This is a genomic window from Roseateles hydrophilus, assembly GCF_026712245.1.
GTDB classification, from domain to species: Bacteria; Pseudomonadota; Gammaproteobacteria; order Burkholderiales; family Burkholderiaceae_C; genus Pelomonas; species Pelomonas hydrophilus.
This window is the reverse complement of record NZ_JAPPUY010000001.1, coordinates 1513777-1534824: the sequence shown is the minus strand read 5'-3', so window position 1 is coordinate 1534824 and position 21048 is coordinate 1513777. Positions and strand designations below refer to the sequence as shown.

Sequence of the window (21048 nt, the reverse complement as noted above, 5' to 3'; positions counted from 1 at the left end):
GTAGGCGGCGCTGGGGGTGTGGCATACCCCTGGATCACGGGTCGGTTCATGGTCAATAGTCGTTGTGTGCCCAGGGGCGGTACAGGGCGCCCGACAGCGGCGCGTCGGTGGGCTCGATACCCGAGACGCCGATGACTTGCGCCGCAGCCGGTTGCGGAACCTCGAAGGTGAACTCCACCCAGTCCAGCAGGTAGTCACTGCCGTGCGCGCCGCTGCCGTCGGTGTAGGGATTCACCGTGCCGCTCGGGCCGGCGTAGGCGCCATGCACGAACGTGCTGCCGTCGTAAGCGCCGGCCCACAGTTCCACTGTCGTGAAGCCGACGGCGGCGCTGGCGGAGACGAGCTGGCTGCCGCTGGTGCTGGTGGCGGTGAAGGCCTTCTCGCCGACCACGTTGCCGGATGCGTCCAACAGTCGCAGCAGGCCGGCCTCGGCGTTGACGCTGCCGTCGTCCGACAGGAAGAAGCGCGACAGGTTGATGTCGACGCTGACCGCCTCGCGGGTCAGGTTGAAGCGCAGCGCTTCCGTGCCGTCGATCTCCTGCCGCACGCTGCTGCTGGTCACCGACTGGCCGCTGACGCCGAGGTCGCCCGCGAACATGTCGATGCCGGACAGCAACTGCGGCGAGGCGCCGTTGTGGCGCACCGCCGTCCAGGCCTCTGCCGCGTTGGTGGCGTTGGCCTTGTGCTGGGTGGACGCCAGCACTTCCGGATCGGTCCAGTCGACGCCCCACAGCGTGCCCGTGCTGTTGTTGCGCACGGCGGAGTCGCCGATGCGGAAGGTCTCGGTGGGCACACTGCTGATCACCACCGCCTGCGAGCCGGCGCTGAAGCTGCCGTCCTCGTCCACGACGGTGACGGAGATCGTCGCGGTGCCGGCATTGGCGTAGGTGTGAGTGACGTTGCCGTTGACGGCGGCCACGGCCTGCGGCCCGCTGCCGTCGCCCCAGTCGATGACGTAGCTGGTCGGCGTGTCCTGGCCGGGGTCGGTGACGGCGCCGAGGTTGAGCGTGTAGGCCTGCCCCGCAGTGGCGGCACCGCTGCCGCCCAGGGCGATGCCCGGGGCGACGTTGTTGACCGTGACACTGTGCGTGGTCTGCGTGCTGCCGCCGTCCTCGTCACTGGCCGTGACGGTGACGGTGCGCGGCGTGGCGTTGACGGGGCCGTCCTGGTCGTCGGCAAAGACATGGCTCACGCTGCCGCCGAGCGTGGCGAGTTGCGCCGCGGTGACCACCTGGGCCGGGCTGCCGTCGCCCCAGTCGATGCTGTAGCTCAGCGTGTCGGCGGCGACGTCGCTGCCGGTGATGGCCAGCGAGTAGGTGGCACCTTCGTTGGTGGCAGCGGCCCCAGCCAGGCTCAGGCCCGGGTTGGCGTTGTTGACCTGCACCGCCTGGCTGCCCAGCACGAAGCTGCCGTCTTCGTCGGTCGTGCTGACAACGATGGTGCGAGCGGCGTTGCCATCGGCGTAGACATGCGAGAAGCTGCCCGCGGCGGCCTGCCACTGGGCTGCGGTGAAGTTCTCGACGCTGCCGTCACCCCAGGCGATGCTGTAGCTGCTGCGCGTATCGGCACCAGGGTCGCTGACCGCACCCACGGACAGCGTGTAGGCTACGCCCTCGGTGACGCTGGCCGCACCCGACACGGGGGCCGTAGGCGCGACATTGCTCACCGTGACGTTGAAACCATCGCTGACGCTCTCGCCGGCCACATCGGTGACGGTCACCGTGACTGCATGGCTGGCGCTGCCATCGGCGTAGACATGGTTGAGGCCCAGCGACGGCGTGGCGGTGCTGCCGGTGACGACGGTGCCATCGCCGTAGTCGACGCTGTAAGTCCAGCCGGCGGCGCCGTTGTCCTGACCGTCGCTGAAGCTGATGGTGCGCGTGAAGGTGCTGCCTTCGGTGAGCGTGGCATCGGCGCCGGCTTCCAGGCTCAGCGTCGGCGTGGGTGCCGCGATGGTCACGGCCTGCGAGCCGGCGGCAAAGCTGCCGTCTTCGTCCACCACGGTGACCGAGATGGTCGCGTTGCCGGCGCTGGCGAAGGTGTGAGTGACGCTGCCGGTGGCAGCGGGCACCGTCTGCGCCGGGCTGCCATCGCCCCAGTTGATGATGTAACTGGTGGCGGTGTCCTGGCCCGGGTCGACGCGCGCGCCGAGGTTGAGCGTGTAGGCCTGGCCCGCAGTGGCGGCACCGGTGCCGCCCAGCGTCAGCGTGGGTGCGACGTTGTTGACGTTGACGACGCGGGTGGCCTGCGTGGAGCCGCCATCTTCATCGCTGGCGGTGACGGTGATGGTGCGCGCCGTCGTGTTGACCGGGCCATCCTGATCGTCCGCGAACACGTGGCCGACGCTGCCGCCGAGCGTGGCGAGTTGCGCCGCGGTGACCACCTGGGCCGGGCTGCCGTCACCCCAGTCGATGCTGTAGCTCAAGGTGTCGGCGGCGACGTCGCTGCCGGTGATGGCCAGTGCGTACGTGGCGCCTTCGTTGGTGGCAGCGGCGCCCGCCAGGCTCAGGCCCGGGTTGGCGTTGCTGACGCTGAGCGAATGCGTGCCCAGCACGAAGCTGCCGTCCTCGTCGGTGGCGCTGACGGTGATGACCGGCGCGGCAGCGCCGTCGGCGTAGACATGCGAGAAGCTGCCCGCAGCGGCCTGCCATTCGGCGGGCGTGTAGGTGACGGTGCTGCCGTCACCCCAGGCGATGCTGTAGCCGGTGATGGTGTCCTGGCCGGGGTCGACGACGGCGCCGACCGACAGCGTGAAGGCCACGCCTTCCACCGCGCTGGCCGCGCCGCTGACCGGTGCGCTGGGCGCGGTGTTGCTGACGGTGACGTTGAAGCCATCGCTGAAGCTCTCGCCGGCCACGTCGGTGACGGTGACGACGACGGCATGCGTCGCATCGCCATCGGCGTAGAGGTGGTTGAGCTCGATGCTGGGCGTGGCGGTGCCGCCGTTGATGACGGTGCCGTCGCCGTAGTCGACGGTGTAGGTCCAGCCGGCAGCGCCGTTGTCCTGGCCATCGCTGAAGCTGATGGTGCGCGCGAAGGTTGCACCTTCGCTGAGCACGGCATTGCCGCCGGCCTCGAAGTTGACCGTGGGTGTCGGCGGGGACACGGTGACGACCTGGGTGGCGGCGGCAAAGCTGCCGTCTTCGTCCACCACCGTGACCGAGATGGTCGCGTTGCCGGCGCTGGCGAAGGTGTGGGTGACGCTGCCGGTGGCAGCGGCCACCGTCTGCGCCGGACTGCCATCGCCCCAGTTGATGATGTAGCTGGTGGCGGTGTCCTGGCCCGGGTCGACGCGGGCGCCGAGGTTGAGCGTGTAGGCCTGGCCGGCAGTGGCGGCGCCGCTGCCGCCCAGCGCCAGCGTGGGGGCGACGTTGTTGACGTTGACAACGCGGGTGGCTTGTGTGGAGCCGCCGTCCTCGTCGCTGGCCGTGACGGTGATGGTGCGCGCCGTCGTGTTGACCGGGCCATCCTGATCGTCCGCGAACACGTGGCCCACGCTGCCGCCGAGCGTGGCGAGCTGTGCTGCGGTGACGACCTGCGCGGGGGTGCCGTCGCCCCAGTCGATGCTGTAGCTCAGCGTGTCGGCGGCGACGTCGCTGCCGGTGATGGCCAGCGAGTAGCTGGCGCCTTCGTTGGTGGCAGCGGCGCCGGCGAGGATCAGGCCCGGGTTGGCGTTGTTGACCTGCACCGCCTGGCTGCCCAGGACGAAGCTGCCATCTTCGTCGGTCGTGCTGACAACGATGGTGCGAGCGGCGTCGCCATCGGCGTAGACATGCGAGAAGCTGCCCGCGGCGGCCTGCCACTGGGCCGCCGTGAAGTTCTCGACGCTGCCGTCACCCCAGGCGATGCTGTAGCTGCTGCGGGTGTCGGTACCGGGGTCGTTGGCCGCGCCGACAGACAGCAGGTAGGCCACGCCTTCTGTGACGCTGGCTGCGCCGGAGACCGCGGCGGTCGGGGCGACGTTGTTGACGTCGACGACGCGGGTGACCTGCGTGGAGCCGCCGTCCTCGTCGCTGGCGGTGACGGTGATGGTGCGCGGGGTGGTGTTGACCGCGCCATCCTGGTCGTCCGCGAACACGTGGCCGACGCTGCCACCCAGCGTGGCGAGTTGCGCCGCGGTGAGCACCTGGGTGGGGCTGCCGTCGCCCCAGTCGATGCTGTAGCTCAGCGTGTCGGCGGCGACGTCGCTGCCGGTGATGGCCAGCGCGTAGCTGGCACCCTCGTTGGTGGCGGCGGCGCCGGCCAGGCTCAGGCCCGGGTTGGCGTTGCTGACGCTGAGCGAATGCGTGCCCAGCACAAAGCTGCCGTCCTCGTCGGTGGCGCTGACGGTGATGACCGGTGCGGCAGCGCCGTCGGCGTAGACATGCGAGAAGCTGCCCGCAGCGGCCTGCCATTCGGCGGGCGTGTAGGTGACGGTGCTGCCGTCGCCCCAGGCGATGCTGTAGCCGGTGATGGTGTCCTGGCCGGGGTCGACGACGGCGCCGACCGACAGCGTGAAGGCCACACCCTCGGTCACATTGGCCGCGCCGCTGACCGGTGCGCTGGGCGCGGTGTTGCTGACGGTGACGTTGAAGCCATCGCTGAAGCTCTCGCCGGCCACGTCGGCGACGGTGACGACGACGGCATGCGTCGCGTCGCCATCGGCGTAGAGGTGGTTGAGCTCGATGCTGGGTGTGGCGGTGCTGCCGTTGATGACGGTGCCGTCGCCGTAGTCGACGGTGTAGGTCCAGCCGGCAGCGCCGTTGTCCTGGCCGTCGCTGAAGCTGATGGTGCGCGCGAAGGTGGCACCTTCGCTGAGCACGGCATTGCCGCCGGCCTCGAAGCTGACGGTGGGCGTGGGCGCGGCAATCACCACGGCCTGCGAGCCGGCGGCAAAGCTGCCGTCTTCGTCCACCACGGTGACCGAGATGGTCGCGTTGCCGGCGCTGGCGAAGGTGTGGGTGACGCTGCCGGTGGCGGCGGCCACCGTCTGCGCCGGACTGCCATCGCCCCAGTTGATGATGTAGCTGGTGGCGGTGTCCTGGCCCGGGTCGACGCGGGCGCCGAGGTTGAGCGTGTAGGCCTGGCCGGCAGTGGCGGCGCCGCTGCCGCCCAGCGCCAGCGTGGGGGCGACGTTGTTGACGTTGACAACGCGGGTGGCTTGTGTGGAGCCGCCGTCCTCGTCGCTGGCCGTGACGGTGATGGTGCGCGCCGTCGTGTTGACCGGGCCATCCTGATCGTCCGCGAACACGTGGCCCACGCTGCCGCCGAGCGTGGCGAGCTGTGCTGCGGTGACGACCTGCGCGGGGGTGCCGTCGCCCCAGTCGATGCTGTAGCTCAAGGTGTCAGCGTTGACGTCCGAGCCGGTGATGGCCAGCGCGTACGTGGCGCCTTCGTTGGTGGCAGCGGCGCCGGCCAGGCTCAGGCCCGGGTTGGCGTTGACGATGCCGATGGTCTTGCTGCCGATCGTGAAACTGCCGTCTTCGTCTGACGCGGTGACGCTGATGGTGCGCGGCGTGCCGGCGCCCACGCCGTCGGCGTAGACATGCGTGAAGACACCGCCGGCAGCGGCCCATTCAGCCGCGGTGAAGTTGCTGTTGGGCGTGCCGTCGCCCCAGTTGATGCTGTAGCCGGCGATGGTGTCCTGGCCGGGGTCGACGACGGCGCCGACGTTCAGCGTGTAGGCCGTGCCCTCGACCACCGTGTTGGCGCCGCTGACCGGCGCCGTGGGGGCCACGTTGGCCACGAAGACGCTCGAGACGCCAGCATCGACGAAGGTGCCGTCCTCGTCGGTGACCTGCACGCGGATCTGGCGCGTGATGTTGCCGTCGGCGTAGGTGTGCGTGAACTGGCCGTTGGCAGGGAAGCTTGCGGCCGGCACCACCTGCGCGGCGGAGCCGTCGCCCCAGTCGATGACGTATTCGGTGGCGGCGTCCGTGCCCGGGTCGTTCTTGGCCAGCGTGATGGTGTAGCTGCTGCCCTCGGCGACTGAGCCGGCGCCGCTGATGCTGACCGTGGGCGCGACGTTGTTGACGGTTACGAGGAAGCTGTCGCTGCCTTGCTGGGTGATGAGGCCGGAGTCGTCCACCGTCACGGTGACGGCGAACGGGCCGCCCTGGTCGGCATAGGCATGGCCGATGTTGAAGCTGGTTTGCCCAGCGGCCAGGAAGCCGGTGGAGGTTTGCCCATCGCCCCAGGTGACGGTGTAGCTGCGGCCGCTGGGTGACTGGTCGGTCGGGTCGTCGAAGGTGATGGTGCGGCTGAAGAACGTGCCTTCGTTGACGGTGATGTCGGCACCTGCATTGACCGTGATGACCTCGGCCGGTGCGCTGACCGCGATGGTCTTGCTGCCCGCCGGGTTGTAGCTGCCGTCTTCGTCGGTGAGCCCCACGAGGATGGTTTTGCTGCCTGTGGTCAGGTAGGTGTGGGTGACGATGCCGTTGGCCGGCAGCGTCGCGGCGCTGAAGGTCTGCACCGGGCTGCCATCGCCCCAGTCCACGCGGTATTCGCTGACGGTGTCGGCGCCCGGGTCGGCAGGGTTGCCGAGATCCAGCGTGTAGACCTGACCCTGCTCGACCGTGTTGTTGCCGAACAGGCCGATGGTGGGGGCGACGTTGGCAATGTTGGCGGTGAAGCTGCGCTGCTCGATGCTGTTGGGTCGGCCCTGCTGGTCGTTGACCGTGACGGTCACCGTGTAGGCGCCGTTGTCGGCGTAGCTGTGGTTGATCTGCGGCGTGGCGCTGCTGGTGGTGAACTGGGTGTTGGCGCTGCCGTCGCCCCAGTTCACCGTGACCAGATGGCCTTCGGGATCGGGGTCACCGATGTTGAGCGTGGCGGCGAAGTTGCTGCCTTCGCTGCCGTTGCCGTCGGCAATGACGGCCAGGCGCGGGCCATCGTTGACGTTGGCCAGCACGATGTTGGTGAACACCGGGGTGGACGCGAAGGCGATACCGTCGCTGCCGGTCCAGCGGAACTGGTCGTCACCAAAGAAATCCGTGTTGCCCTGGTAGGTCAGCAGGCCGGCTTCCAGGTCGGCGATGCTGATCTCCTGCCCGATGGTGACCGGTGTGCCGTTGAAGCGCAGTTCACCGAAGGCGGGCGGCGTGATGATCTTGATGGCCTGCAGGCTCTGGCCGTCGGGGTCGACGAAGCCCCCCTCGAACAAGGCATCGGTCAGCGTGATGAGCTGTTCCTCGGTGCCGTTCACCAGCACATCGCTGACGTTGGGCGCCGTGTTGCTGAAGCGTTGCAGGCGGATCTCGTAGGTGTCGTTGCCGCCGTCGGGGAGGCCGTCGCCGGTCTGGTCGCTGCTGTAGATGTAGCCGGTGTAGGCGATGACGAAGCCGCCGTCGGCCATGCTGGCCACGGCCGGCTGGGACTGTTGAGAGGGCAGGTACGTGTTGACCAGCGTTTCGCCATCGACCGCGCGGCCGCTGGCGTCGTACTGCTGCATCTTCACGTCCCAGCTCGTGCTGTTGCTGTCAGCCCAGGTGACCACGTAGCCGCCATTGGCCAGACCGGTCACCTCGGGTTGCGACTGTGTGCTGTTGATCGTCGTGTTGACGCGGTACTCGGTGCCTTGCGGGTTGCCCAGCGCATCGAAGCGTTGGGCGTAGATGCCGGTGCTGGACAGGTCCTGGCCCTCGGATTCCCACACCGCCACGAAGCCGCCGCCGGTCAGGGCGGCGACCGACGGCATCTCCTGCGTGCTGTTGACGTAGGCGTTCACCTGGAAGGAGGCGCCCTGGGCCACGCCGTTGGCGTCGAAGCGCTGGCCAAAGACGCCCGCGCCGGAGCCGTCGCGGTCGTTGTCGCGGTAGAGCACGACGAAGTCGCCACTGGCCAGCGTGGTGATGCTGGGCTGGTACTGCGCCACGAACTGGCCCGTGCCGGCCGGGTTGGCGCGCGTTTCGGCGCCGAGCGCGACGCCGTTGACGTCGAAGCGCTGGAACATCACGTCGGCGTATTCGGTGTTGCCTGGCGTGGTGTAGGAGTCGTCGGACCACGCCACGATGTAGCCTGTCGCGGTGGCGGTGACCGCCGGCTGGTATTGGCTGGAGTCGATGCTGGTGTTGACGCGGGCTTCGCCGCCGGCCGCGCTGCCGTCGGCGTTGTAGCGCTGGCTGTAGACGCCCGCACCGCTGCCGTCCTGGCCATCGCCGCGCCAGACGACGACCCAGCCGCCGTTGGACAGTGCGGCGACCTGGGCTTCGTACTGAGCGCCAGCCGTTGTCGTGTTGACCCGCACCTCGCCACCGACGGCGGCGTCATTGGCGTCGTAGCGTTGTTGGTAGATGCCGTAGCTGCCGCCGTCCTGGCCGCTTTCGTCTTGCCAGGTCACGACGTAGCCGCCATCAGCCAGGCGGGTGATGGCGGGCTCGGTCTGGTGGCCGCCGCGCGAGGTGTTGACCACCTTCTCGATGCCGAACTTCACCGCGCCATCCGTCTCGGGCGTGACGTTGATGGTGACGGTGCGTGCCTCGCTGGCGCCGCCGTCGCCATCGGTCACGCGGATGCTGACCGAGCGGCTGGCGAGTGGGTTGCTGGCGGTGTTGGCGTAGCTCAGGTTCTCGATGACCTGCTCAACGGCCGCCACCGTGGCGTTGGCATTGAACTGCACGGCCAGCTTGTTGCCGTTGGCGCCGTTGTGCGTGATGGTGCCGATGGCCACGCCCTCGTAGCTGACGGTGTTGCCCAGCACGCTGACCTGCTGCGCGCCCGTGCCTTCGCTGAGGATGCCGAGCTGGTCTTGCGCGTCCAGCCCTTGCAGGCCAAGTTGATCCTGCGCGCCGTAGCCCGTCAGGTAGTTGACCTCCAGCACGCCGCCGTCGAAGTTGGGCGAGTCCAGGTCCTGCAGGCCCACGCCGGCATCGATGCGCTGGGGCAGGGCGTTGATGGTGTTTTCGGCGAAGGTGACGCTGCTGGCCACGTCGACGAGCTGCGGGTCACCCTGGCGCACGAAGTTGGCGGGCGTGCCGAACAGCTGCTGGTAGACGTTGTAGGTGCTGGTGGTCTCGTCGTAGTCGCGGAAGGACACGACGAAGGCGCCGTTGGCCAGGCCAGCGATGGTGGGCGCGTCGCCGTAGTTGCTGCCGTTGGGCGCGAAATCAGCCTTCAGCTCGCCGTCGATGCGGGCGCCATCGGCCGCGAACTGCTGGACGGTGATCTTGCCCTGGTCGTACCAGCTGATGGCGAAGCCGCCGTGCGTCAGCGCCGCCACCGCCGGTTGCGACTGGTTGCCGCTGACCGTGGTGTTGACGCGGAACTCGCCGCCCACGGGGCTGCCGTCCGCCGCGTAGCGCTGGGCGTACACGCCGTCGCTACTGCTGTCTTGCGCGCGGGACGTCCAGGTAACGATCCAGCCGCCGTCGGCCAGGGCCGCCGCCGCAGGATCCCACTGGTAGTTGGCGGTCTCGCTGTTGACGCGGAAGGCGGCGCCGACTGTGGCGCCGCTGTTGTCGAAGCGCTGGCCGTAGACGCCCGACAGGTTGCCGTCTTCCGTGTCGTCGCGCCAGAAGGCCAGGAAGCCCCCTGCGGACAAGCCTACGAAATTCGGCTCGTACTGGTACTCGAAAGTGCCGGTGCCGGCCGGGTTAGCTCGGGTCTCCACGCCTTGAGCCACGCCGCTGGCGTCGAAGCGCTGGAACAGCACATCGCCGTACTCGGTGTTGGTGGGGTTGGTGTACGAGTCGTCATACCAGCCAACCACGAAGCCGCCGTTGGACAGGCCGGTGACGGTGGGCTGGTATTGGTTGCTGTCGACGCTGGTGTTGACGCGGAACTCGCCGCCCAGCGGCGTGCCACTGTTGCTGAAGCGCTGCGCGTAGACGCCTGCGCCGCTGCCGTCCTGGTTCTGTGAGCGCCACACGACGACGTAGCCGCCGCCGCTCAGCGCAGCAACCGCCGGCTCGGTCTGCGAGTAGGGCGTGTAGCTGTTGACCTGGAACTCGGTGCCAATGGGCACGCCGTTGGCGTCAAAGCGCTGGCCGTAGACGCCGGACTCCCAACCGTCCTGCGCGGTCTGACTTTCCCAGATGGTGACGTAGCTGCCGTCCGACAGGCGCGCGGTGGCCGGGCTGGTCTGCGTGCCGGGCTCGTAGCTGTTGACCTGCGCGTTGCCGTGCAGGGCCTGGGCGCCGTCGGCCTCGGGCGTGACGTTGATCTGGATGGTGCGCGCCTCGCTGGCACCGCCGTCGCCATCGGTCAGGCGGATGCTGACGGTGCGGGTTGCCGCCGGGTCACTGAAGGTGTTGGCGTAGGTGAGGTTCTCGATCACCCGTTCCACCGCCTGCGCCGTCGCGTTGGCATTGAAGCTGAGGGTCAGCTTGTTGCCGTTGACGCCGTCGCTGGTGATGGTGCCGATGGCCGTGCCGCCGTAGCTGACGGTGTTGCCGCTCACGCCCACCTGGCCGGCGCCGTTGCCTTGGTGGCGCAGGCCCAGCTGGTCTTGCGCGGACAGGCCGGACAGGCCGAGCTGGTCTTGCAGCGCGTAGCCGGTGAGGTAGTTCACCTCCAGCGTGCCGCCGTCGAAGTTGGCGGAGTCGGCATCGGACAGGCCGACCGTGGCGTCCAGCAGTTGCGGCGTGCTGTTCACCGTGTTCTCGGCGAAGGTCACCGTGGCGTTCACGTCCACCAGCTGCGGGCTGGCCTGCCGCGTGTCGGTAGCGGCGTTGCCGAAGAACTGCTGGTAGACGTTGTAGGTCGAGCCCTGCGAGTAGTCGTAGTCGCGGAAGCTGACGACGAAGCCGCCGTTGGCCAGGCCCACGACGCTGCTGGTCTCCGCGTTGCCGTTGTTGTCCAGCGTGTCGACGCGCAGCTCGCCGTCCAGGCGGGCGCCTGAGGCATCGAACTGCTGCACGTACTGCAAGCCCTGGCTGGTGTAGGAGACGACGAAGCCGCCGTGCGACAGCGCCGCCACGCTGGGCAGGCCTTGGGTGCTGGTGGTGAGCGTGTTGACGCGGAATTCACCGCCCACGAGGCTGCCGTCGGCGGCGTAGCGCTGGCCGAACACGCCGTCGCCGCTGCCATCCTGGTCGCGCGAATTCCACACCACCACCCAGCCGCCATCGGCCAGCCCCGTGGCGGACGGATTCCATTGGTAGTTGGCCGTCGTGGTGTTGGCGCGGAACACCGCGCCGCTGGCCGCGCCGCTGGCGTCGAAGCGCTGGCCATAGACGCCGGACAGGCTGCCGTCCTCGTTGTCATCGCGCCAGAACATCACGAAGCCGCCGCCGGTCAGTCCCGCCACCGCGGGCTCGTACTGCGGGTCGAATTGACCTGTGCCGGCCGGGTTGCCGCGCGTCTGGGGGCCTTGCGCGACGCCGGCGGCGTTGTAGCGCTGGAAGAAAACGTCCTGGTACTCGGTATTGCCGGCGTTGGTGTAGTGATCGTCGTACCAGGCGACGACGAAGCCGCCATCGGCCAGCGCGGTGATGGCGGGCTGGTACTGGTTGTTGTCGGTGTCGGCGTTGACGCGGAACTCATCGCCCAGCCGCGTGCCGTTGTTGTCAAAGCGCTGCGCGTAGACGCCGGCGCCACTGCCGTCCTGGCCATTGCTGCGCCACGTGACGACATAGCCGCCGCCGGCCAGGCCGGTCACGGCGGGCTCGGACTGGGCGTCACGCGTTTCGTTGTTGATGCGGAATTCGGCGCCCACGGCCACGCCCTTGGCGTCGAAGCGCTGGGCGTAGATGCCGGCGCCCCAGCCGTCCTGGCCTTCAGATGTCCAGACGGTGATGTAGCCACCATCGGACAGGGCTGCAGACGCCGGTGCGTCCTGCGTGCTGCTGCCATAGGTGTTGACGCGCTCGTTGCCGAACAGCGGCGCTGCGCCGTCGGCGTCAGGTGTGACGTTGATGGTCACCAGGCGCGGCGCGCTCGTGCCGCCGTCGCCGTCGGACAGGCTGATGCTGACCGTGCGGCTGCTCACCGGCGCCGACGAGCTGTTGCGGTAGGTCAGGTTCTCCAGCACCGCCTCGACCGCCGCAGCCGTCGCGTCAGCGTTGAAGGTGACCACCAGATCCGCACCGTTCTGGCCGTTGCCGGCGATGCTGCCGATGGCCACCCCGCCGTAGGTGACGGTCAGGCCAACCAGGCCCACCTGGCCAGCGCCGCTGCCCTGGTGGCGGATGCCGAACTGGTCCTGCTGCGCGGCGGGGTCGGCCAGCTGGGCGGTCTCGATGTTGCCGTAGCCGGAGATCACGCTGACCCACAGCGTGCCGCCGTCGAAGTTGGCGCTGTCGGGGTCGACGATGCCTACGCCGGTGTCGATGAGCTGCGGCGTGACGTTGACCAGGTTCTCCGCGAAGCTCACGTCCGACACCACATCGGTCAGCACCGGAGCGGCCGAGGTCGTGATGCTGCCGGCTGTGCCCAGCAGCTGCTGGAACACGCCGTAGGTGTTCTGGGTGCCAGACTCCTGGTCGTAGCCGGCCCAGACGATGACGGCCTTGTTGCCGTTGAGGCCCACCACATCGGGCAGATGCTGTGTGCTGGCCGTGGTGGTGTTGATCAGGCGCGGGCCGTCGACCTTGGCGCCGCTGGCGTCGAATTGCTGGGCCCAGACGTCGTAGCCGTTGCCGCCGACACCGAAATAGCTGTCCCAGGTGACGATGAAACCACCGTCGCTCAGCACCGCCACGCGGGCGTAATCACTGCTGGCGCTGCTGTCGACCGTGCTGACGGCGATTTCGCCGCCGAGCTTGCTGCCGTCGGCGGCGAAGCGTTGCGCATAGACCTGGCCGCCGCTGCTCCACCACGTGGCGACAAAGCCGCCGCCGGGTACGGCCGCGATGTCCGCGCCGTACTGGTTGGAGGCGATGGTGGCGTTGACCGGGATCAGTGCGCCAACCTTGTTGCCGGCGTTGTCGAAGCGCTGCGCCGCGACACCGTAGCCGTTGCCGTCACCGCTGGTGTCGCCCCAGATCGCGACGAAGCCGCCACCGTCCAGCGCCGCGAGTTGCGGCTGGTACTGCGTGGCACCGCCGGTCGTGTTGAGCACGAATTCGCCGCCCAACGGGTTGCCCGACGCGTCGTAGCGCTGGGCCAGCACGTCATAGGTGTAGTTGCCCGCCGCGTTGTTGTAGTCGCTGCGGAAGGCGACGATGAAGCTGCCATCGGCCAGGCCCAGCACGGCGGGTTCCTGTTGGTTGCCGGCCGTGCTGGTGTTGACACGGAACTCGCCGCCGGCGGCCGTGCCGTCTGCCAGGTAGCGCTGGGCATAGACCTCGTAGGTGCCGCTGCCGTCCTGCGCCTGGGCCCGCCAGGCAATCACATAGCCACCGCTGGCCAGGCCGCCGACGGCGGCTTGGTTCTGGTAGTTGAGCGTTGTGGTGTTGACCTGGAACTCGGCGCCCACGGCCGCACCGTTGCTGGCATAGCGCTGGGCGAAGACACCGTGGCCGTCGCCGTCCTGCGAAGCCTCGGACTGCCACACCACGACGTAGCCGCCGTCATTGCTGCCCATCAGGCGACCGACGGCGGGGTAGCTCTGCTGGCCCACCTCGTAGCTGTTGACCTGCTCCTGCGGGCGCAGCGCCACCAGCGCGGCGGCATCGGCCTGCGGTGTGACGTTGATGACGATGTCGTCACTGCCGCTGCTGTTGCCGGCGTTGTCGGTCAGGTTCAGGCGCAGCGTGCGGCTGGGCAGAGGCTGGGCCGAGCTGTTGGCGTAGCTCAGGTTCTCCAGCACGCGCTCGACGATGGCCTCGGAGGCGGCTGCCTTCCAGGTGATCTCCAGATTGCGGCCGTTGGCACCGTCCAGCGTGGCGCTGATGGTGCCGACGGACACGCCGCCGAACTGCACGTCGCTGCCGCTCACGCCCACCTGACCGGCACCGCTGCCTTCGTGCCGGATGCGCAGCTGGTCGTCCACACGGTTGGTGCTGGACAGGTAGCTCACCGTGAGCTTGCCGTTGAGGAAGCCGCCGGCGGCGCTGTGTACCAGTTGTTGGGCGCCGTCGATGACGACGCCGGCCGCGACCTGAGCTTCGGTGAAGGTGACGCTGCTGGCGACGTCGTCCAGCACCAGGGCGCTGGTGCTGACGCTGTTCTGGATGGTGATGACCACCTGGCTGGCGTTGCTGGCACCGCCGTCACCGTCGGTGAGGCGCAGGCCGACGTAGCGGCTGGTGGTGCCCGCTGGCGGCGCGGTATGCAGGTAGGTGATGGCTTGCGCCACCGCCTGCACGGCGGCGGCGTCGGCATTGGCGTTGAAGGTGATGGTCAGTGCGCCCACGCCGGCGCCGCCGCCCGTGAAGCTGCCCACCACGGTGCCGCCGACGCTGATGCTGCTGCCGCTGACGCCGACCTGGCCGGCGCCGCTGCCTTGGTCCTGTATGCCCAGCGCGTCATTGGCGCTGCCGTTGGACAGGAAGCTGACGAACAGCTGGCCGCCGTCGAAGTTGGCGGAGTCGGCGTCGGACACCGCCACATCGAAGTCGATGAGGCGGGCCACGCCGGCGTAGTTCACGGCGTCCGCGGGCGCATTGCTGAAGGTGCGTTGGGCGCGCACATCGCCAAGCAAGGGGTTGGCGCTCGTCGGCGCGAGTTCGGCGGCATCGCCGAAGCGCTGCGTGCGAATCTCATAAGTGCTCTGGCCAGACTCGTTGACGGTGTTGTAGTCGGCGTAGGCGACGACAAAGTTGCCATTGCCCAGATCGGCCACAGCGGGCGCACGCTCCGTGCTGTTGGTGCCAGAGGCCAGCTTGCGTTCGCCGTCCACGGGCACGCCGGTGCTGCTGAACTCGCGGATGTAGACATCCGATGTGGTGCCGGCGCCAGTGGTGTCGTAGTTGTCGTTGTACCAAGTGACGACGAAGCCGCCGGTGGACAGGCCGGTGACCTGGGCCTCGTACTGCCCGCCGGTCAGGCGCTCGTTGACGATGAACTCGCTGCCGAGCTTGTTGCCCGCCGCGTCGATCAGCTGGGCATAGACGCCGTAGCTGTTGCCGTCGTTGCCCGACTGGTCTTCCCAGACGACCACCCAGCCGCCACCGGCCAAGGCGGCGACGCTGGGCGTGGATTGGTTGCCGCCGCTGGTGGTGTTGACGACGAAGGTGCTGCCCAGCACGCCACCAGCGCTGAGCGTGCGGCCGAAGATGCCGACACCGCTGCCGTCCAGTCCCTGGCGGTCCTCCCAGACGATGAACAGGTCGCCGTTGGCCTGGGCCGCCACATCGGGCAGGTATTGCGTGCCGGCCTGGGCTGCGCCGGAGACGACGTTGATGCGCACCTCGGCGGCCGTCTGCGCGCCGGCGTTGTCGAAGCGGCGCACGTAGATGTCGGTGCCGTTGGCGCCCGCCGGGCCGCTCTCTGAGGCGTAGGCGATGGCGAAGCCGCCGGTGTAGCCGGCCAGCTGACCGTGGTATTGGCCATTGGTGGTGCTGGCGTTGAGCACCACGTTGGCGCCGATGGCTGCGCCGTCGCTGCCGTAGAACTGGCCGACCTGCGCCCAGCTGCTGCCATCGGCGCTGGGCGCGACGTTGTCCTGCCACGTGACGACGAAGCCGCCGTTGGACAGGGCCTCGACGTGCGGGAACTCCTGGTCGTTGCTGGTGTTGGTGCTGATGCGGAACTCGGTGCCGAGGGCCGCGCCACTGGCGCTGAAGCGCTGGCCGTAGACGCCATCGCCACTGCCATCCTGCCCGGCCGACTGCCAGACGACGACATAGCTGCCGTCGGCCAGCGTGGCAACGGATGGCGCCTCCTGGTGGTTCTCGCGGTAGGTGTTGACGACCGCGGACTCGCCGCCCACGGCGGGCGCGCCGTCCAGGCTGGGCGTGACGTTGATGGTCACGGCGCTGGCCGCGCTGCTGCCGCCATCGCCGTCGGACAGGCGCAGGCCGACGGTGCGGCTGGCGTCGGGGCTGGACGAGGTGCTGGCGTAGGTGAGGCTTTGGATCAGGGCCTCGACGGCCTCGGCATTGGCGTTGGCATTGAGTTCGACGCGCAGGGCGCCGCCATTGGCGCCGGTTGCGGCGGCAGCGATGCTGCCGATCGCCGTGCCACCGAAGCTGACGGTGCCACCGGCCACACCGATCTGCCCGGCGCCGTTGCCGACATGGCGCACGCCCAGCCGGTCGGTGGCCTGGCCGCCCTGCACGTAGAACAGATCCAGCCGGCCGCCGGCGAAGTTGGCGGAGTCGATGTCGACGACGCTGACCGCCGCATCGATGAGCTGCGGCGCGGCGTTGACGTCGCTTTCGGCAAACGTGACGCTGGCCGCCACATCGCCGATGACGGGGTTGGCCTGGCGGGCCAGGCTGGCCGCGTTGCCGAACAGCTGCTGCGTGATCTCGTAGGTGTTGGCGCCGTTGCCCAGCGCCGGCGTGGCGTTGTAGTCGCTGTAGGCCACGACGAAGTTGCCGCCGGTGAGCGCCGCGATGGCCGGGTTCTGCTCGGTGCTGTTGGTGAGCGACGCCAGCTTGCGCTCGCCGTCGATGGGCACGCCGGCGTTGGTGTACTCGCGGATGTAGACGTCCGAAGTGCTGCCGGTGCCGCTGATGTCGTAGTTGTCGTTGTAGTAGGACACCACGAAGCCGCCGCCCTGCAGCGCGACGACATGGGCGTCGTACTGGCCGCCATCGCGGCGCTGGTTGACGATGAACTCGTCGCCCAGCTTGGCGCCGGCCGCGCTGAAGCGCTGGCCGTAGACGGCATAGCTGCTGCCGTCGTTGCCGCTCTGGTCTTCCCAGACGACCACGAAGCTGCCGTCAGACAGCACGGCGACGTCCGGGTTGAGCTGGGTGCCGGCAGTGGTGGTGTTGATGAGGAAGGTGGCGCCGAAGGTGCCGGCGGCGGCGTCATACAGGCGGCCGTAGACACCCCAGCCGCTGCCGTCGTTGCCGTTGTCACGCCAGACGATGGCGAGGTTGCCGTTGGCCCAGGCGGCCACGTCGGGCAGGTCCTGCGAGCCGGGCGCGGCAACGCCGGCCGTCAGGTCGCTGACGCGCAGGTCTGACGTGATGACGGCGCCGCTGTTGTCGTAGCGCTTGAGGTAGATGTCGAAACTGTTGCCGCCGGCGTTGCTCTGCGAGGACCAGACGATGGCGAAGCCGCCACCGTAGCTGGCCACCTGGCCGTGGTACTGCTGGCTGACGGTGGCGGTCGCCACGCGGAAGGCGCTGCCGGCGGCATCGCCATTGGCGTCGTAGCGCTGGGCCCATTGGCTCCAGCTGTTGCCGTCGCTGGTGTCGTCCTGCCAGGTCACCACCCAGCCGCCGCCGCCCGCGCCGGTCAGGCCGGCGACCTGCGGGTAGTTCTGTTGACCGGCAACTTGCGTGTTGACGCGCACCTCGCCGCCCACCGCCACGCCCACGCTGTTGTAGCGCTGCATGTAGACGCCGTCGCTGTCGCCGTCCTGGTTGGTGGATGCCCAGGCGATGACGTAGCCGCCGTCGGCGAGCGCGCCGATGTGCGGATCTGCCTGGTTGCCGGCCGAGTAGGTGTTGACGCGCTCTTCGCCGTGCACGAGCGGCGTGCCGTCCAGTTCGGAGGTGACGTTGATGGTGAGCAGCGACACCTCGCTGGTGCCGCCGTCGCCATCGGCCACGCGCAGGCCGACGGTGCGTGAGGCCGCCGGGCTGGACGAGTTGCTGCTGTACCCGAGGTTCTGCAACAGCGCCTGAACGGCTTGCGGCGTGGCGTTGCTGTTCAGGTCGATGCGCAAGTTGGTGCCATTGCTGCCGCCGCTGACGGTGCCAATGGCGGTGCCGCCGTAACTGATGGTGGCGCCGGAGACGCCGATCTGTCCCGCACCGCTGCCGACATCGCGCACGCCCAGGCGGTCGCTCGCTTCGCCGCCGCTGACGTAGTAGAGGTCGATGCGGCCGCCAGCAAGGTTGGCGGAATCCACATCGTTGAAGCTCAGCGATGCGTCCAGCACTTGCAGGCCGGCGTTGGCGGCGTTCTCGCCGATGGTCACGGTGCTCGCGAAGTCGCCCACCGTCGGGCGCTCCTGGCGCGGCAGTTCGGCTGCGCTGCCGAAGATCTGCTGCACGATGCCGTAGGTGTTGGTGGCGCCCGTGACGCCGGTGTCGTAGTCCGCGTAGACGACGACGAAGTTGCCCTGGCCGAGGTCGGCAATCGCGGGTTCGAACTCGTTGTGGTTGGTGGGCGAGAGCAGCTTGCGCTCGCTGTCGATGGCGACCCCGGTGGCGTCGTACTCGCGGATGTAGACGTCCGATGTGGTGCCGCTGCTGGTGACGTCGTAGTTGTCGTTGTACCAAGTGACGACGAAGCCGCCGGTGGACAGGGCGGTCACTTGGGCCTGGTACTGGCCACCCAGCGTGCGCTCGTTGACGAGGAACTCGGCACCGACCTTGTTGCCGGTGGCGTCAAAGCGCTGGCCGTAGACGCCGTAGCTGCTGCCGTCGTTGCCGCTGTCGTCCTGCCAGACGACGACGAAGCTGCCGTCGGCGAACATGGCCACTGACGGCTCGTTCTGCGTGCCGGCCGTGGTCGTGTTGACCTGGAAGGTGGCGCCGAAGCTGCCGGTGGCGGCGTTGTAGGTGCGGCCGAAGATGCCGTAGTTGCCGGCGCCGTCGTTGTTGCCATCGTCGCGCCAGACCATGACCAAGTCGCCGTTGGCGCGGCTGGCGATCTCGGGCAGGTACTGGGCGCCGGTCTGGGCGGCGCTGCCGCCCACGCCGTCGCTGACGCGCAGCTCGCCACCGAGCTTGTTGCCGGCGTTGTCGAAGCGCTGCAGGTAGATGTCGTAGTTGCTGCCGCCGGCATTGCCGCTGGAAGCCCAGACGACGCCGAAGCCTGCAGGCACCGAGCCGCCGCCGGCCCAGCTGACGGTGTCGCTGTAGCGCTGCGTGCCGCTGGTGAAGGTGGTGGCGACGAAGTTGCCGCCGACCGGCGCACCGCTGGCGGTGTAGATCTGGCCGATGACGCCGTCGCCACTGCCGTCCGCCCCGGCGCTGACGTCATCCCAGATGACGACGTAGTTGCCGTTGGACAGGCCCGTCACGCGCGGCATCTCTTGCGTGCCGGCACGGGCGGTGTTGAGTTGCGTGAGTTCGGGGCCGATGGGCTCGCCGCTGGCGGACATGCGCTGGCTGTAGATGTCCCAGTCGTTGTTGTGCTGGTTGTAGGCCTGCCAGACCACCACGTAGCTGCCGTCGGCGAGCACGGCCACATCGGGGTGGCGCTGCTCGGCCGCCCCCATGCTGTTCACGGCTTGCTCGCCGTACAGCGCGGGCTGGCCATCGGCCTCGCGGGTGACGATGATTTCCTTGGCGTAGCCGGTGCTGGAGCCACCGTCGCCGTCGCTCACGCGCAGGCCGATGGTGCGGCTCGCGGCCGGGCTGGCGTTGGTGTTGGCGTAGGTGAGGTGCTGGATCAGCTGCTCGACGGCATCCACCGTCGCGTTGGCGTTGAACGTGACCACCAGGGCGCTGCCGTTGCTGCCGCCGCTGAGCGTGCCGAAGGCCGTGCCCTCGAACAGCACGGTGCTGCCGGAGACGGAGATCTGGTCATTGCCGCTGCCCACGCTGCGCACGCCCAACTGGTCTTCCGTGCCGCCACCTTGGACGTAATACAGCTCCAGCCTGCCGCCGTCGAAGTTGCTGCTGTCCAGGTCAGTCAGGCTGACGGCGGCGTCGATGATCTGCGGCCCCGCGTTGACGAGGTTCTCGCTGAAGGTGACGCTGCCACCCAGCGGCGTGCTCTCCCAGTCACCGACGGTCGGCGCAGCCTGCTGGATGGCCGGCGCGGCGCTGGGGCCGAAGATCTGCTGCATCACGTCGTAGCCCACGGTCGCGTCGACATAGGCGCTGTAGGTGACGGTCCAGCGGCCGCCGCCCAGGTCTGCGAGCTGTGGTTCGCTCTCGGCACGGTGCAGGCTGGTGGTGATCCGGGTGGGCGCTTCGGCAGCACTGCCGTCAGCGTTGTAGCTGCGCACCCAGAGGTCCTGGTTGCTGCCCTCGGCGCTGCCGTCGCTGTACCAGGCAACGACGAAGCCGCCGGTGGACAACATCAGCACGGACGGCTGGTACTGGTTGCCGCTGGTCACGCCACTGTTGACGAGAAACTCGCCGCCCAGCTTGGTGTTGTCGGCCGCAAAGCGCTGGGCGTACACGGCCGAGCCGCTGCCGTCGCCGCTGTCGCTGCGCCAGGCAACGACGAAGCTGCCGTCAGCCGCAACACTGACGCTGGGTTCGTACTGATGGCTGGCGATGGCCGTGTTGACGAGGAAGGTGTCGCCGAACGTGCCCGTGCTCGCATCGAAGCGGCGGCCGTAGACGCCAAACCCGCTGCCATCGTTGCCGGATTCGTCCCGCCACACGATGACTTGCGCGCCCGAGGCGTTGCCTGCAACGCGCGGCTGAGTCTGCTGGCCAGACTGGGCTGCCGTGGCGCCTGCGCCCGTGGCCGTGCTGGCCAACATCTCAGCGCCGTTGCGCGTGCCGTCGTTGTTCCAGCGTTGCAGGTAGATGTTGTGGGTGCCGTCCGGGGAATAGCCGGTGTAGACCGTGGAGTAGCCACCGGTGTAGCCGGCGCCGTCGAAGACGGCCTGCGTGCTGTTGGTGACGGTGTTGACCACCGTGTTGCTGCCTTGCGCAACGCCGGCTGCGTTGTAGCGCTGGGCCAGCACCGTCCAGCCCGAGCCGTCGATGCCGTTGTTGTCCTGCCAGCCGATGACGAAACCGCCGTCGCTGGTGGCGACCACGCGCGCGGCCTCCTGCGTGTTGATCGTCGTGCTGCTCACGCGCCACTCGGCGCCCAGCGCTGCACCGGTGGCCGAGAAGCGCTGCGCATACACGCCCCAGCCGCTGCCGTCCTGCCCGTTGGACTGCCAGACGACGACGTAGCTGCCGTCAGCGAGAACCGCGACGTGGCTGGCGCTTTGCTCGCCGGCACGGAAGGTGTTGATGCGCTTTTCGTTGGACAAGATCACGGCGGTCTCCGGTGTGCTTTGGCGGTGCCTGCTGCGGCACCGTGCCGGCGAGGCGCCGGCCAGCGCCATGCGCGCGGGCGCACGGCGTCAAGAATCCAGCCGGGCTTGTACGTGGGGGACGAAGGCGCTTTCAATCACTAGGAACCGAAATCCCCCGGGCTCGTGGG

The 21048-nt window shown here is 68.8% G+C and carries 1 protein-coding gene; it reads right to left on the bottom strand.

Annotation, left to right across the window (positions count from 1 at the left end; genetic code table 11):
- Positions 1-52: 52 nt before the first annotated feature.
- Positions 53-20881, bottom strand: a complete 20829-nt coding sequence (locus tag NYO99_RS06730; protein WP_268166328.1) for a PKD domain-containing protein — start codon at positions 20879-20881, stop codon at positions 53-55.
- Between the last annotated feature and the right edge of the window lie 167 nt (positions 20882-21048).